General features: G+C 58.6%; 15 protein-coding genes. 5 read left to right on the top strand and 10 right to left on the bottom strand.

Annotated elements, in window-relative coordinates:
* The first annotated feature begins 17 nt into the window (after nt 1–17).
* Genes IEV40_RS06935 through mltB form a run of 3 tightly spaced genes read left to right on the top strand, consistent with a single transcriptional unit; the run spans nt 18 to nt 4,179 of the window.
* Nucleotides 18–1,019: a DUF58 domain-containing protein gene (locus IEV40_RS06935; RefSeq protein WP_371870039.1), complete on the top strand. Its 1,002-nt coding sequence runs from the start codon at nt 18–20 to the stop codon at nt 1,017–1,019.
* Entirely contained in the window at nt 1,016–3,073 is a 2,058-nt protein-coding gene (locus IEV40_RS06930) for a transglutaminase TgpA family protein (RefSeq protein WP_188420270.1), read from the top strand. The genes IEV40_RS06935 and IEV40_RS06930 overlap by 4 nt, the downstream gene beginning before the upstream one ends.
* A complete protein-coding gene (mltB, locus tag IEV40_RS06925) occupies nt 3,070–4,179 on the top strand; it encodes a lytic murein transglycosylase B (RefSeq protein WP_188420269.1) in 1,110 nt (369 codons plus the stop codon). The genes IEV40_RS06930 and mltB overlap by 4 nt, the downstream gene beginning before the upstream one ends.
* Before the next feature lie 51 nt (nt 4,180–4,230).
* Here the strand turns inward: mltB and IEV40_RS06920 are convergent, their stop codons facing one another.
* Nucleotides 4,231–4,782, bottom strand: a complete 552-nt coding sequence (locus tag IEV40_RS06920; RefSeq protein ID WP_188420268.1) for a YaeQ family protein — start codon at nt 4,780–4,782, stop codon at nt 4,231–4,233.
* A 141-nt stretch (nt 4,783–4,923) separates the two neighbouring features.
* Between IEV40_RS06920 and IEV40_RS06915 the strand changes: the two genes are divergently transcribed.
* Both IEV40_RS06915 and IEV40_RS06910 read left to right on the top strand, forming a co-directional pair.
* Nucleotides 4,924–5,490: a DUF1415 domain-containing protein gene (locus tag IEV40_RS06915; RefSeq protein WP_188420267.1), complete on the top strand. Its 567-nt coding sequence runs from the start codon at nt 4,924–4,926 to the stop codon at nt 5,488–5,490.
* A gap of 379 nt (nt 5,491–5,869) precedes the next feature.
* The gene (locus tag IEV40_RS06910) at nt 5,870–6,223 is read left to right on the top strand and encodes a hypothetical protein (RefSeq protein ID WP_188420266.1); all 354 of its coding nucleotides are present in this window, start codon (nt 5,870–5,872) and stop codon (nt 6,221–6,223) included.
* Between the two features lie 33 nt (nt 6,224–6,256).
* Here the strand turns inward: IEV40_RS06910 and cysM are convergent, their stop codons facing one another.
* The 9 genes from cysM to IEV40_RS06865 all read right to left on the bottom strand — a co-directional run bounded on the left by cysM (nt 6,257) and on the right by IEV40_RS06865 (nt 14,580).
* Nucleotides 6,257–7,159 (bottom strand): cysteine synthase CysM, encoded by a 903-nt coding sequence (gene cysM, locus IEV40_RS06905; RefSeq protein ID WP_188420265.1) that lies wholly within the window; start codon nt 7,157–7,159, stop codon nt 6,257–6,259.
* A gap of 132 nt (nt 7,160–7,291) precedes the next feature.
* A complete protein-coding gene (locus tag IEV40_RS06900; protein WP_188420264.1) occupies nt 7,292–7,630 on the bottom strand; it encodes a ComEA family DNA-binding protein in 339 nt (112 codons plus the stop codon).
* A 175-nt stretch (nt 7,631–7,805) separates the two neighbouring features.
* The gene (gene lapB, locus IEV40_RS06895; RefSeq protein ID WP_188420263.1) at nt 7,806–8,981 is read right to left on the bottom strand and encodes a lipopolysaccharide assembly protein LapB; all 1,176 of its coding nucleotides are present in this window, start codon (nt 8,979–8,981) and stop codon (nt 7,806–7,808) included.
* Between the two features lie 38 nt (nt 8,982–9,019).
* Complete coding sequence (locus IEV40_RS06890) at nt 9,020–9,334, bottom strand: LapA family protein (protein ID WP_188421095.1); 315 nt, start codon at nt 9,332–9,334, stop codon at nt 9,020–9,022.
* Nucleotides 9,335–9,435: 101 nt separating this feature from the next.
* On the bottom strand, nt 9,436–9,741 hold the full coding sequence (locus IEV40_RS06885) for an integration host factor subunit beta (protein WP_188420262.1): 306 nt from the start codon (nt 9,739–9,741) through the stop codon (nt 9,436–9,438).
* Nucleotides 9,742–9,752: 11 nt separating this feature from the next.
* On the bottom strand, nt 9,753–11,462 hold the full coding sequence (gene rpsA / locus IEV40_RS06880; protein ID WP_188420261.1) for a 30S ribosomal protein S1: 1,710 nt from the start codon (nt 11,460–11,462) through the stop codon (nt 9,753–9,755).
* Nucleotides 11,463–11,617: 155 nt separating this feature from the next.
* A complete protein-coding gene (cmk, locus tag IEV40_RS06875) occupies nt 11,618–12,289 on the bottom strand; it encodes a (d)CMP kinase (protein ID WP_188420260.1) in 672 nt (223 codons plus the stop codon).
* A gap of 69 nt (nt 12,290–12,358) precedes the next feature.
* A complete protein-coding gene (gene aroA, locus IEV40_RS06870) occupies nt 12,359–13,684 on the bottom strand; it encodes a 3-phosphoshikimate 1-carboxyvinyltransferase (RefSeq protein WP_188420259.1) in 1,326 nt (441 codons plus the stop codon).
* Nucleotides 13,681–14,580 (bottom strand): prephenate dehydrogenase, encoded by a 900-nt coding sequence (locus IEV40_RS06865; RefSeq protein WP_229724000.1) that lies wholly within the window; start codon nt 14,578–14,580, stop codon nt 13,681–13,683. The genes aroA and IEV40_RS06865 overlap by 4 nt, the downstream gene beginning before the upstream one ends.
* Nucleotides 14,581–14,598: the final 18 nt, after the last annotated feature.

Genomic DNA, 14,598 nt, shown 5'->3' with positions numbered 1-14,598 from the left:
GTCTCTTGGCAACCTCCGTGGCAATCTTCTTCCGCCGATTCCGCCAGCGATTCGCGCGCCGGCTGCTGAAGCTGCGCGATGCCGAGCCAGGCGAAGTCGTGCTGAACCAGCGCCGTGTCTTCATCCTGCCGACGCGTGCCGGCCTCGTGTTCGGCGTCATGCTGGTCGTACTCTTCATCGCATCGGTCAACTACAACCTGGGCCTGGGATTCATCCTGACCTTCCTGCTCGCCGGCTGCGCCGTCATCGACATGCATCTGACGCATCGCAATCTCGCGCAGCTGCATCTGTCGCCCGGCCGCACAGCACCCGTATTCGCCGGCGAAGAAGCACAGTTCGAACTGCATCTGCACAATCGCCGTGCACACGACCGCTACGCGATTCTGCTCGGCTTCATCGATACGGATAATGCGATCGAACACGCGATCGACGTCGCAGCGCACGCTGCGAGCAACGTCACGCTCAGTGCATCGACGCACGAACGCGGTTGGATGCCGGCACCGCGCATCCGGCTGCAGACGCGTTTCCCGTTGGGACTGATGCGTGCATGGAGTTACTGGAAACCGGATCTGCGCGCGCTGGTCTATCCGCATCCGGAAGACGATGCGCCGCCGCTTCCGCTCATGCAGGGTGAACGCGAAGACGGGCGTGGCGCCGCCGGCCATGACGATTTCGCCGGCATCCGCCCCTATCAGGCCGGCGATTCGCCGCGCCTGCTGGCATGGCGGCAGATCGCGCGGACCGAAAGCAGCGCACTGATCGCCAAGCAGTTCGAAGGCGGCGCCAGCAGCGAACTGTCGCTCGACTTCGCACGCCTGCCGCGCACGATGGATGTGGAACTGCGCCTGTCGCGCATGACGCGCTGGGTGCTGATGGCCGAGGCGCGCGGATTGCCGTATGCGTTCCGGCTCGACAATCTACACTTTCCACCAGCGGTCGGCCCGGCGCATCAGGCAGCGTGCCTGCAGGCGCTCGCGCTGCATGGATTGCATGCCGGCGACGATGGAGCAGGCGCATGAAGACGCTCGTCCGGTTCTTTGCCGGTCGCAATGCGCGTCCCATGTCACGCGACAAGGCCGATACGCTGCTGCTGTTGCTGGCCTGCTTTCTGGTGCTGGCGCCGCATGCCGTGCATCTGCCGCTGTGGGTGACGGGTATCGGTGCCATTCTGCTGTTCTGGCGCGGCTGGATCACCTTCCGTGGCAACCGCCTGCCGTCACGCTGGCTGCTGTTGCCGCTGGCAGCGCTGGCGATGGGCGGCATCTACCTGAACTTCAAGACCCTGCTCGGGCAGGACGCCGGCGTCGCGATGCTGACGCTGCTGCTGATCTTCAAGCTGCTGGAAATGCATGCGAAGCGCGACCTGTTCGTCGTCGTGTTTCTTGGCTTTTTTCTGATCCTCGCCAATTTCCTCTACACGCAGAACATTGCAACCGCGCTGCTGATGATCGCTGCAATCGTCACGATGCTCACCGCGCAACTGTCGTTCCAGTACACCGGTACCGTACCATCGCTGGCGCGCCGTTTCCGCTCCGGTGCACTCATTGTCGCGCTGGCTGCGCCGCTGACCGTCGTGCTGTTTCTGCTGTTTCCGCGTATCCAGGGACCGCTATGGGGCTTGCCGAGCGATGCCAATGCCGGCCGCACCGGCCTGTCCGACCAGATGTCACCCGGCAATATCGCCAAGCTGGCGATGTCGCAGGACATCGCGTTTCGCGCGCAGTTTTCAGATGCCGTGCCACCGAACTCGGCGCTCTACTGGCGCGGCATCGTGCTCGACCGCTTCGACGGCAAGACATGGACGCATTACCAGACACAACATCGGACACACCGCCCGATGCGTTACGACGAACAACACACGGCCGGCACACTGACTGCGCAAGGCAATCCGCTGCACTACCGCATCACGCAGGAACCCGGTTCGCGTCCGTGGCTGTTTGCGCTCGACATGCCGCAAGCCGCACCACAGTTGCCCGACAATCCGGTACGCCTGACACAGGACATGCAGCTGCTGGCGCGCCGCCCGATCGATGCGCGCGTTCGTTACGACGTCGTTTCCACACCGCGCTACATGCTGCAGCCCGAACTTGCCAAAGCCGAACTGCAGCCATGGCTGGCATTGCCGTCCGGCTACAACCCGCGCACGCTGCAATTCGCCGCAAAATTGCGCCGCTCCGTGGCCGGCGATGCGGAACGCATTGCCACCGTGCTGGCTTTTTTCCGCGACAATAAATACGGCTTCCGCTACACGCTGGAGCCGCCGCTGCTGGGCCGCAACGGCATCGATGAATTCCTGTTCGTCACACGCGCCGGCTTCTGCGAACACTATGCAGGCGCCTTCACCGTCATCATGCGCGCGATGGGCATTCCGGCGCGCGTCGTCACCGGCTATCAGGGCGGCGAAATCAATCCGGTCGACGGTTTCATGACCGTGCGGCAATCCGATGCCCACGCATGGGCCGAAGTCTGGCTGCCGCAGCGCGGCTGGGTGCGCGTCGATCCGACTGCAGCAGTCTCACCCGCTCGCATCGAACGCAGCGTCGCCATCGCCCCGACAACGGAACCGATGCTCGGTGGCTTGATCAACTTCAATACCGGACGCGATTCATGGATCGCTGCACTGCGCTTCCGCTGGGATGCGCTGGACAACGGCTGGAACCAGTGGGTATTGAATTACACGCCGGAAAGACAAAAGAATTTGCTGCAGTCTCTGGGCTTCGGTAACATCGGCTGGCAGACGATGGCGCTGCTGATGTGCGTAGCAGGTGCGATCGTGACGTTGATCATCGCCGTGCCGCTGCTCGCTGGACGACGCCGCGACAACGATCCGGTCGAAGCACTGTATGCGTCATTGCGCAGGCGGATGGAACGCCGCGGTTTTCCGCATAGTCCGCATGAAGGACCGCGCACCTATGCAAGACGGCTGCTGAACGGTCCTGCGCTGACACCCGTAATGCAGGAAGCGCTGCAACATTTTCTGTCGCTGTATGAACAAACGCGCTACGGCCATCCGGCATTGTCGCAACCGGATACGCTGTCGCAACTCAAAACCCTGCTGAACCAGATTCGATGAAATTTTCCTTTTCCAGAAGAAAGACCGTTTCGCTGCTGGCCCTCTCCTCCATCCTCGCTCTGGCCGGCTGCGCCACCGCCGGCGAATCCGGCCGCAAAGCTGCGCCGCAGGCCAAGACGAAGAAAGCCGTCAAACCCGTTCAGGGCGAAGCATTCACCGATTTCAGCCAGCGCAGCGACATCGATGCCTTCATCGACGATATGGTCGCGCGCAACGGTTTCGACCGCGCAGAATTGCAGGCCACGCTGGACCAGACGCAGTATGTCGAACGTGCCGTCCAGCTGATGATGCCGGCGCCGCCCGGCAAGCCGAAGAACTGGACCGCCTATCGCAGCCGCTTCGTCGAACCGGTGCGCATCGATGCCGGCGTCGCCTTCTGGAATACCTACGCGGATGCACTGTCACGCGCCGAAACGCAATATGGCGTGCCGGCCGAAATCATCGTCGCCATCCTCGGTGTCGAAACCATCTACGGCCGCAATACCGGCAACTTCCGCGTGATGGACGCCATCGCCACGCTCGCCTTCGCCTATCCGGATACGCCGAATCGCACCGCGCGCATGGCCTACTTCCGCCGCGAACTGGAAAACACGCTACTGTTCGCGCGCGATGAACGCATCGATCCGTTCTCGCTGCTGGGCTCCTACGCGGGCGCAATCGGCTGGCCGCAATTCATGCCGGGCAGCATCCGCAAGTACGCGGTCGATTTCGACGGCAACGGCCATATCGATCTGCGCAACTCGCCGGTCGATGCAATTGGCAGCGTGGCCCACTTTCTCGTCGAACACGGCTGGCGGCATGGTGAACCGCTGGCGTTTCCCGTCGTCGTCGATCCGACGCGCAACGACTGGCAACGCTTCCTGAATCAGGGACTGACAGCGAAATTCAGTCTGGAAGAATTGAAATCGGCCGGGGTAATACCGACCTCGGAACCGCCGGCCGACATGTCGTACGGTCTGGTCGATCTGCAGAATGGCGACGGACCGACCGATTACTGGCTGGGTGCGAACAACTTCTTCGCGATCACGCAGTACAACCGCAGTTTTTTCTACGCGATGTCTGTCATCGACCTGAGCCGCGCCATACGTTCGGCGCGGGTGCAATAATCGTCTGTCAGCGGCTGGATTGACGGAGCAGCATCAGCACCTGCACTGTCATCACCGGCCGCCGCCAGTCATCTTCCATGCCACAGGCTGGATCTGCACACTGCCTTCGTCGCTGCTGATCCACGCTTCACCGTCCTGGATCGTGCATTGCAGCTGCATGCCGCGTTTGGCCAACCCGGCCAGCGCCTGGCAAGTTTCGGCAGGCAGATTGAAGACGTCGAGATTCTTCGCGCGCTCCAGCTTTCCCGCGATCTGATTCCACCAGATTGCGCTGGCGCTGCTATAGCTATAGACAACCACGCGTCCGGCACGGCCGCAGGCTTTCAGGATGCGCCGCTCGTCCGGCTGGCCGACTTCCATCCACAGATCGATCGCGCCGGTCAGATCCTTCTGCCACAGATCCGGTTCATCGTCGGAACTCAGGCCCTTGCCGAATGCCAGCGCCGGATCGGCGTGCAAGGCAAAGGCCAGTATCCGCACCATCATCCGCTCGTCGGTCTCGGACGGATGACGGGCAATCGTCAATGCGTGCGTACCGTAGTAACCGCGATCCATGTCGGCAATCTGCAGATCGGCTTTGAAGATAGTGGATTTGAGTGCCATGCGAGCATCTTTCTGTCAGCGAAGGCGGGATTGTAAGGGAAGCGTGGGATCGTGTGGATAGAAGCTGCAGACACTTCCATCTTTTACGGCTGCAGCATGCCGGGTATTAGAATGAGCGCCTGGAACTGCCTCTTAGACCTCATGACCATGCCGCAAACTTCCTCCGAAACCGCCATCGCTGCCACACAACAGTGGATAGAGAAAGCCGTCATCGGGCTCAATCTCTGCCCGTTTGCCAAAGCGGTGTACGTCAAGCAGCAGATTCGCTACATCGTCAGTACTGCCGCCGATGCCGATACCCTGCTGGCCGAACTGCAAAGCGAGCTGCATCATCTGCAGGGAAGCGATCCGCAGCAAGTCGATACGACCTTGCTGATCCTGACCGACATACTGGAAGATTTTCTCGACTACAACCACTTTCTGGATGCCGCCGATGCGCTGGTCGATACTTGCGGCTTGCGGGGTGAAATCCAGATCGCAAGTTTTCATCCGGACTATCAGTTTGCCGACAGCCTGCCGGACGATATCGAAAACTACACGAACCGTTCGCCTTACCCCATCCTGCATCTGCTGCGCGAATCCAGCATCGACCGCGCAGTGGAAGCCTATCCGGAAGCCGAAAGCATCTTCGAGAAAAACATGGAGACCTTGCGCCGGCTCGGACAACAAGGCTGGAAAGCATTGCAGCTTCATACCCATAAGCAATGATTCTGTTGCCTGTTTTTTACGCTATTCTCAAACATCCCATATAATGGGGATGTCCAATAGACATTGTCTGTCGGCAAATATCTGAATAAAGATGAATTCTTTGCAACTTTATTTGGTAAAAACGTTTGCATAATGGGAACTCCGGCCAAAAGGGCAGGCTCGAACCGTTGACCCAAAGCATTCGGGGCTTTAATTGCTTTCCTGGGACTCTTTGCTATATTGGATTGCATGGTGACAACTTTTCTTTATCGAAAAAACGTCACCATTTGCAACTTTACCAATGTGACAAGACTCCAATCAGTAGCCAATGATCGCCATGATGATTCGCACGGCAAGATTCGTCCCGATCCTTGTTTGATTTTTTGACATCGAAGAAATTATGACTACTATGGACACTCAAACCACGAGCAACCGACTGGCCGATCAGGTCAACTACGATCCCAACCACCTGCTGGATTCGCTGATCGAAAAACTGCATCTGAAAAACGATGCAGCTTTGTCGCGCGCACTGGAAGTTGCACCGCCCGTCATCAGCAAGATCCGCCACCGTCGTCTGCCGGTCGGCGCCTCGCTGCTGATTCGCATGCACGAAGTCAGCGACCTGAGCATTCGTGATCTGCGCATCCTGATGGGAGACCGTCGCGATAAATTCCGTATCAGCGACAAGCAGTTCAAACCGAAGGACAAGGACGCCGCACCGTCAGTCAATACTGCGGTGGAACAGCCGGAATAATCCGGCTGTTTTTCAACGTCCGTCGGAGAGATATCAGGCCGGGAACACGCCGGTAGATAGATAGCGATCGCCACGATCGCAGACGATGAAGACGATGGTCGCGTTCTCGACCGTTTGCGAGATGCGCAAGGCAACCTCGCATGCTCCTGCTGCGGAAATTCCGCAGAAGATTCCTTCCTCGATTGCCAGCCGGCGGGCCATTTGCTCCGCTGCGGCTTGGCTTACGTATTCGAGCTGGTCGACGCGCGCCGCATCGTAGATTTTCGGCAGATAGGCTTCCGGCCATTTGCGAATGCCGGGAATCTGCGAACCTTCTTCGGGCTGTGCGCCAATGACCTGGATCTCCGGATTCTTTTCTTTCAGATAGCGCGATACGCCCATGATGGTGCCGGTCGTTCCCATCGCACTAACGAAATGGGTAATACGGCCTTCCGTCTGCTGCCACAATTCCGGCCCCGTGCTTTCGTAATGCGCCAGCGGATTGTCGGGATTGCCGAACTGGTCAAGGATGATGCCCTCGCCGTTCTTCTGCATCTGTTCCGCCAGATCACGGGCATATTCCATGCCACCAGCTTTCGGCGTCAGCACGATCTTGGCGCCATAAGCGGCCATGCTCTGACGTCGCTCTTCGCTCAAGTTTTCCGGCATCAGCAGGACCATCTTGTAGCCACGCATCGCAGCTACCATCGCCAATGCAATACCAGTATTCCCGCTGGTCGCTTCAATCAACGTGTCGCCCGGCTTGATGTCGCCGCGCGCTTCCGCATGCTTGATCATCGACAACGCCGGCCTGTCCTTGACCGAACCGGCCGGATTGTTGCCTTCCAGCTTGCCGAGGATGACATTGTTGCGGCGCGCCGTGTCTTCTCCGTTCAAGCGCTTGAGTTGCACCAGCGGCGTATTGCCGATAGTGTCTTCGATCGTCATGTATTGCATGAAATTGAATCCGCTTCCTGAAAAATGCCATTTTAATCGACGATGCCTGACAGCGTATCTTTGCTCTCCAAATGAAAAAGCCCCGGCGTGCCGGGGCTTTGAAGACGATCAATCGCCTGTTTGATCAGGCGTTTATTTCTTTGTGCTACCCGCCTTGACTTGTGCCGATGCGACCGCTGGTTCCTGCTTCGCAGGCTTCACGCCCGGCTTGGAAGCGCCGTTGACAGTCAGGCCTGCTTGCGAAAATTTCTCGGAGCTCTTGTCGCCGATTCCCTTGACGCGCGTCTGCAGGTCATTCCAGTCCTTGAAATTACCCTTCTTGCGCTCCTCCAGAATGGCTTTCGACATCGTCGGGCCGATACCGCGCACGCTATCCAATGCTGCCTGATCCGCCTTGTTCACATCGACGCCTGCAAATGCTGTACCGATTACCAGTACCGAAGCGATTGCCAGCAACCATTTCTTCAACATGACTTTCTCCTTCCCATTGATTGATATTGATGAGCATGTCGATTTCTTGACAACAAGACAAAAGAAATCGTGAGCAAGGTATCAATAAATCGTGCCAGCCGACATCCCATAAAAACGGGGAATTGAAAAGAAGAGAAAGAGGAAAGAAAAATCCGCCTTAACGGCGGATGGTGAATCAGTTCATGACATTCAGCTCTTCCGTCCTGCGCGGCGGATAGGTTTCCCATTTGCTGCAGCCTGGACATTGCCAATAGTATTGGCGCGCCTTGAAGCCGCAATGGCTGCATTGATAGCGGGCCAGTTTCTGCGTATAGCCATGCACCAGATTCTTGACCATCGACAGTTCGGAGCGCATTTCCGGCGGCGCATCCATCAGGCGAGCCTCCAGCAACTTGTCGAGTCCGAGCAGCGTCGGCGTACGGCGCAATTCATCGCTGACCAGTTGATTCGCGGCATCTACGCCTTCGAGTTCCAGTACGGCCTTGAACACCACTTCGATCAGATCGATCGACGATGCTTCACCGAGATAGAAGCGCAGCAGCTTCAATCCTTCCTGCGGACGTCCGACCGCACGATAACCGTCCATCAGGCGTTGTGCCACAAGGGCGACATGCGGCACGCTCTGATGCTCGACGCGACGCCACGCCATCAATGCCGCCTCGATATCATTTTTGGCCAGCAGCGCATCGCCCATCAGGATGGTTGCGCGCACGCTGGTGCGGTCAGCAGCCAGCGCCTTGTCCAGCAACGTGATGGCGGCATCCGGATGCGTATGCACAAGTTCATCCTGCGCCAGTTCGCAATAGAACTGCGCGATCTCGGTCTGACGACCGCCTGCACCGGATTCCTGCAACGCTTGCGCTGCTTCGATGGCGCGCATCCATTCTTTCTCGCGCTGGTAGATTTCCAGCAAGGCACGACGTGCCTGCGCGCCATATTGCGTATCGACAAGCTGGTTGAAGGTTTCTTCCGCGCGATCCAGCAGGCCCGCATTCAGGTAATCCTGACCAAGCTCATATTGCGCATGCACCTTCTGGTCTTGCGGCAGATCCGGACGCGACAGCAGATTCTGGTGAACGCGGATTGCGCGCTCGGTCTCGCCACGGCGGCGAAACAGGTTACCCAGTGCAAAATGCAGTTCGACCGTTTCCGGATCCAGCTTGACGATTTCGATGAAGGCATCGATCGCCTTGTCCGGCTGCTCGTTCAGCAGGAAATTCAATCCTCTGAAGTAGCCGCGCGGCAGGCTGCGCGATTCGGAGACCAGCTGTTTGATATCCACACGCGCGGCCAGCCAGCCCAGCGTGAAAAAGGCCGGGATCGCCAGCAGCCACCAGGTTTCAAATTCCATGAAATATCGTATCGGTGAGAATCAACTATCCAAGCGCATCACAGATGCGCCATCGTTTCCGGCTGCGGCGGCTGCGACCGCGCCAGAGCCTGCTCCTGCGCGTTCTTTTCCATCGCGACGATGGTCTTCTTGTGCCTTGCTGCTTCACGGCGATAGCGGAACAGCGTCGGCGCCATTCCAAGCACGCCGAGTACCGCGCCAACCACGAAAAAACCAAGCAGCAACAATACCAACGGACCGCGAATTTCGTACCCCATGAAGAGCTGAAGGCTGATTTCCTGAGTGTTCTTCAGGGCGAAGCCGAAGAACACGATAAAAAGAATCACGGCGAATATTCTGAACAGGATTTTCATGGCAGGGATTCCCCTTATCGTAGATGGGAGCGGAACGTCAGAATTGTACGTGAAAAAAAACGGCATCCGAAGATGCCGTTCCATTATTCATTGCAAACCACTCAGTCATCGATGATCGGCTGCCCCACCATCGCATCCACGCGCTCCCGCAATTGCTTGCCGGGCTTGAAGTGCGGCACCCGTTTTTCCGGGACCATCACCTTGTCGCCCGACTTCGGATTGCGGCCGATGCGTGGCGGACGGCTGTTGAGCGCAAAGCTGCCGAAACCACGGATCTCGATGCGCTGTCCGTTCGCCAGCGCGTCGGACATCGCATCAAGGATGGTCTTGACAGCGAAATCCGCATCCTTTGCAACCAGCTGCGGATAACGCTCGGCCAGACGGGCAATCAGCTCCGACTTGGTCATTGACGATGAACTTAGTTCTTGTTGTCGAGCTTGGCCTTGAGCAGTGCGCCCAGGCTGGTCGTGCCGGAAGCCGCGTTGGAGTCAGCCGACATCTTCTGCATCGCTTCCTGCGTTTCAACGTTGTCTTTCGCCTTGATCGACAGCTGGATGCTGCGCGATTTGCGATCGACGTTGATGACCATGGCTTCAACGGAATCACCGACTTTCAGGTGCGTACCGGCATCTTCCACGCGATCGCGGGAGATTTCGGAAGCGCGCAGATAGCCTTCGACTTCATCGGACAACTGGATCACAGCGCCTTTCGGCTCGACTGCCTTGACCGTACCGGTAACCAGTGCGCCCTTGTCGTTCATTGCAGCGTAGTTGTTGAACGGGTCGCCTTCCAGCTGCTTGACGCCCAGCGAAACCCGCTCGCGTTCGACGTCGATTGCCAGCACGACTGCTTCCAGTTCGTCGCCCTTCTTGAACTTGCGCACGGCTTCTTCGCCAGCTTCGGTCCAGGACAGGTCGGACAGGTGAACCAGACCGTCGATGTTGCCCGGCAGGCCGATGAACACGCCGAAGTCGGTGATCGACTTGATCGCGCCCTTGACCTTGTCGCCCTTCTTGTGGGTAACGGCAAAGTCGTCCCAAGGGTTGGCCTTGCATTGCTTCATGCCGAGACTGATACGACGACGCTCTTCGTCGATTTCCAGAACCATGACTTCGACTTCGTCGCCCAGTTGAACGACCTTGTTCGGTGCAACGTTCTTGTTGGTCCAGTCCATTTCGGAAACGTGCACCAGGCCTTCGATACCTTGCTCGACTTCGACGAATGCGCCGTAGTCGGTCAGGTTGGTGACTTTACCGAACAGGCGGGTGCTTTGCGGGTAACGACGCGACAGACCGGTCCACGGATCGTCGCCCAGTTGCTTGACGCCCAGCGAAACGCGATTCTTCTCTTGATCGTACTTGAGGACCTTGGCAGTGATTTCCTGGCCGACAGTGAGCACTTCCGACGGATGACGCACACGGCGCCATGCCAGATCGGTGATGTGCAGCAGGCCGTCGATGCCGCCCAGATCGACGAACGCACCGTAGTCGGTGATGTTCTTGACGATACCGTTGACGATCGTGCCTTCCTTCAGCGTTTCCATCAGCTTCGCACGCTCTTCGCCCATCGATGCTTCGATGACGGCGCGACGCGACAGCACGACGTTGTTACGCTTGCGGTCCAGCTTGATGACCTTGAATTCGAGGGTCTTGCCTTCGAACGGCGTGGTGTCCTTGACCGGACGGGTATCGACCAGCGAACCCGGCAGGAAGGCGCGGATGCCATTGGTCAGAACGGTCAGGCCGCCCTTGACCTTGCCGTTGACGGTGCCGGTGACGATCTCGCCGGACTCCATCGCTTTTTCCAGCGAGAGCCACGATGCCAGACGCTTGGCCTTGTCGCGCGACAGGATGGTGTCGCCGAAACCGTTTTCCAGCGATTCGATCGCAACGGAGATGAAGTCACCGACGTTGACTTCCAGCTCGCCGCTGTCGTTCTTGAATTCGTCGATAGGGATGAATGCTTCCGATTTCAGGCCGGCGTTGACGATCACGAAATTGTGATCGATACGAACGACTTCAGCGGAAATCACTTCGCCCGAACGCATGTCCTGACGCGACAGCGATTCTTCAAACAGGGCGGCAAAGCTTTCCATACCGGAATCTTGGGAGGTAACAGCAGTAGACATAAAATTTGAACAGGTTTGACCAGAGTCCGCTTCAATCGTCTGTCGGCCCCGCAAATGCAGGATGCAGTACGTACGGAAAACTGGGTTGGGTTCATCATAGTCCGTTCAGGCTTTGCGCCAGCCCGGACACCGGGTACAACAACTACAACTCTTGCTTACTTTTTTACAGCGGCATACCAGCCGAGCACCTGTTCCACCGCCTGATTCACGGTGAGATTCGAGGTATCCAGCAAATACGCCCCCTCGGCCGGCTTGAGCGGTGCGATGGCGCGATTGGAATCGCGCGCGTCACGTTCGTTCAAATCCTTCAGAAGGTCGTGCATATTAGCAGAAAATCCCTTGTCAATCAATTGCTTATATCGTCTTTCCGCGCGCGCTTCCACACTTGCCGTCAAGAAGACTTTCAGACAGGCATCGGGGAAAATCACGGTGCCCATGTCGCGCCCGTCAGCCACCAGTCCCGGCACCTGTGCAAATCGCAGTTGCAACTCGACCAGCGCCCGGCGGAGTGCCGGCAAGGCGGCGACTTTCGATGCTGCATTGCCAACTTTTTCGGCACGGATCGCCATCGAGACATCTTCGCCGTTCAGGAAAATCGCGCCATTGCTGAAACTGCAATGCAACTCCCCGGCCAGCTTGGCCAACGCCTGTTCGTCGTCCAGTGGCGTTTCCGCCTGCAAGGCAGACAACGCCGTCAATCGATACAGCGCGCCCGAATCCAGATAATGAAAGCCGAGTCGTTCCGCGACCAGTTGCGCCACCGTTCCTTTTCCCGATGCAGTCGGCCCGTCGATCGTGATGACGGGAATGGCGTGCGATGAAGTCATGTCAGGAATCCATTTGGAAAAGTGGAGCGAATATGTTGCAGCCGGCAAACCGGCCACGAACCGGCAGCGTCAGAACAGGCTTTCTTCCGTCACGCCTGCAAAGGCTTCGAAATACTCAGGAAAAGTCTTGGCCACGCATTGCGGATCGTTGATGCGGATGCGGTTTCCCCGCCGCGCCGCGCCATCCAGCGTTGCCAGCGAAAAACACATCGCCATCCGGTGATCGTCGTAGGTATCGATGGCGGCGGACTGGATGACAGCCGGCGGCGTCACGCGCAGGTAATCGTCGCCCTCTTCCACGATCGCACCCAGCTTGCGCAGTTCCGTCGCCATCGCGGCGATGCGATCGGTTTCCTTGACGCGCCAGCTGCCGATATTGCGCAAGATGCTTGGACCGTCGGCATACAGCGCCGCCACCGCGATCGTCATCGCCGCATCGGGAATGTGATTGAAATCCGCATTGATCGCATGCAGCGCACCGTTGGATTGCGCTTCGATCCAGTTGTCGCCCATCGTGACGGTCGCACCCATCTGCTGCAGCGATTCGACGAAACGCACATCGCCCTGGATGCTGTCGCGGCCCACGCCCTCAACACGCACCGGTCCACCAGCAATCGCGCCGGCCGCCAGGAAATACGATGCCGACGACGCATCGCCTTCGACATGTATCGTGCCCGGACTGCGATAGCGCTGGCCGGTCGTCACCGTAAACGACTGCCAGCCGTCGCGCTGCACTTCCACGCCGAAACGGCGCATCAGGTTCAGCGTGATTTCGATGTAAGGCTTGGAAATCAGTTCGCCGACGACATCGATCGTCACATCGCGTTCCGCCGCCATCAACGGCGCCGCCATCAGCAGTGCGGTCAGGAACTGGCTGGAAACATTGCCGCGCACTTTCAATCGTTCCGCACGGATACGGCTGCGGCGGATACGCAGCGGCGGATAGCCCGGCTGACCGGTGTATTCGATGTCGGCACCGATATCGTTCAGCGCATCGACCAGATCTCCAATAGGACGTTCGTGCATGCGCGGAATGCCGTGCAGCGTGTAATCGCCGCCCGTCACCGCCAGCGCCGCCGTCAGCGGACGGATCGCCGTGCCGGCATTACCCATGAACAGATCGGCATGGTGGTTCGGAAATGCGCCACCGGCGCCATGCACGATGTAATCCTGCGATTCGCCGATCTGCTTCCATTTGACGCCAAGACTTTGCAAAGCCATCAGCATCACATGCGTGTCGTCCGATGCCAGCAAATCCTTGATATGCGTTTCACCATCGGCCAGTGCGGCCAGCAGCAGCATGCGATTGGAGATGCTTTTCGAACCCGGCAGACGCACAGTGCCCTTCGCATGCATGGCAGGAGCGAGATCGAGATGGTGCGGATAGTGTTTCATTGCTTGCGATCCTGTGATTGCGCCTCGGCTTCTTCCAGACTGCGCAGCCATTCGCTGCGCGCCTGCTGCGCGCGGGAGAACATCGTCTGCATCGCATCGCCGTCGCGTTGCGCCAGCAGCGCGCGAAAGCGCGCCAATTGCGCGATGTAGGCATCGAGTTCGTTCAATATCGCCGGCTGGTTCGCCAGGCTGATGTCGCGCCACATTTCCGGCGACGAACCGGCGATGCGGGTGAAGTCGCGGAAGCCGCTAGCCGCATACTGGAACAGCAAATCGGCGTGCGGTTTGGAAGCAATATCGTCGACCAGCGCATACGCCAGCAGATGCGGCAAATGGCTGACTGCAGCGAACACCGCATCATGCTGCTCCACAGTCAGACGATGGATGACGGCGCCGCATTGCTGCCATGCGTCTGCGACACGCGCCACGCTGGCTGCAGCATTCTGCGGCAGCGGTGTCAGCACGACCTTTTTGCCGACATACAGATCGGCGACAGCCGCATCCGGTCCGGTCAGTTCACGACCGGCAATCGGATGGCCCGGCACGAATTGCGCGAATTTTTCACCGAGCGCACGCTCCGCTGCTGCAACGACCTCGCCCTTGATACTGCCGGCATCGGTAACGACCGTCTGCGGCTGCAGCCACGGTTTGATCGCAACCAGCACCGATTCGGTCTGTGCGACGGGAACGGACAGCAGCACCAGATCGGCATCGTGCAACGCTTCTTCCATCGACGTGCCAATCGTATCGATCAAGCCCAATTCCTTTGCCCGCTGCAGCGATGCTGCCGTGCGGCCGATGCCGACGATCTGGCGCACCGCACCCGCCTTGCGCAAGGCAGCGGCGAACGAGCCGCCGATCAGGCCGGTTCCGAAGATGACGATTTTGTTCAGCACGATCAATCCAGATGGTTA

This window comes from Oxalicibacterium solurbis (assembly GCF_014635845.1).
Taxonomy (GTDB): domain Bacteria; phylum Pseudomonadota; class Gammaproteobacteria; order Burkholderiales; family Burkholderiaceae_D; genus Oxalicibacterium; species Oxalicibacterium solurbis.
This window is presented reverse-complemented; position numbering and strand designations above follow the sequence as displayed.

Excerpts from the sequence above, each read along its gene's own strand:
- IEV40_RS06930 (WP_188420270.1), top strand. The coding sequence starts at position 1,016 with ATGAAGACGCTCGTCCGGTTCTTTGCCGGTCGCAATGCGCGTCCCATG.
- mltB (WP_188420269.1), top strand. The coding sequence starts at position 3,070 with ATGAAATTTTCCTTTTCCAGAAGAAAGACCGTTTCGCTGCTGGCCCTC.
- IEV40_RS06920 (WP_188420268.1), bottom strand. The coding sequence starts at position 4,782 with ATGGCACTCAAATCCACTATCTTCAAAGCCGATCTGCAGATTGCCGAC.
- IEV40_RS06915 (WP_188420267.1), top strand. The coding sequence starts at position 4,924 with ATGACCATGCCGCAAACTTCCTCCGAAACCGCCATCGCTGCCACACAA.
- IEV40_RS06910 (WP_188420266.1), top strand. The coding sequence starts at position 5,870 with ATGACTACTATGGACACTCAAACCACGAGCAACCGACTGGCCGATCAG.
- cysM (WP_188420265.1), bottom strand. The coding sequence starts at position 7,159 with ATGCAATACATGACGATCGAAGACACTATCGGCAATACGCCGCTGGTG.
- IEV40_RS06900 (WP_188420264.1), bottom strand. The coding sequence starts at position 7,630 with ATGTTGAAGAAATGGTTGCTGGCAATCGCTTCGGTACTGGTAATCGGT.
- lapB (WP_188420263.1), bottom strand. The coding sequence starts at position 8,981 with ATGGAATTTGAAACCTGGTGGCTGCTGGCGATCCCGGCCTTTTTCACG.
- IEV40_RS06890 (WP_188421095.1), bottom strand. The coding sequence starts at position 9,334 with ATGAAAATCCTGTTCAGAATATTCGCCGTGATTCTTTTTATCGTGTTC.
- IEV40_RS06885 (WP_188420262.1), bottom strand. The coding sequence starts at position 9,741 with ATGACCAAGTCGGAGCTGATTGCCCGTCTGGCCGAGCGTTATCCGCAG.
- rpsA (WP_188420261.1), bottom strand. The coding sequence starts at position 11,462 with ATGTCTACTGCTGTTACCTCCCAAGATTCCGGTATGGAAAGCTTTGCC.
- cmk (WP_188420260.1), bottom strand. The coding sequence starts at position 12,289 with ATGACTTCATCGCACGCCATTCCCGTCATCACGATCGACGGGCCGACT.
- aroA (WP_188420259.1), bottom strand. The coding sequence starts at position 13,684 with ATGAAACACTATCCGCACCATCTCGATCTCGCTCCTGCCATGCATGCG.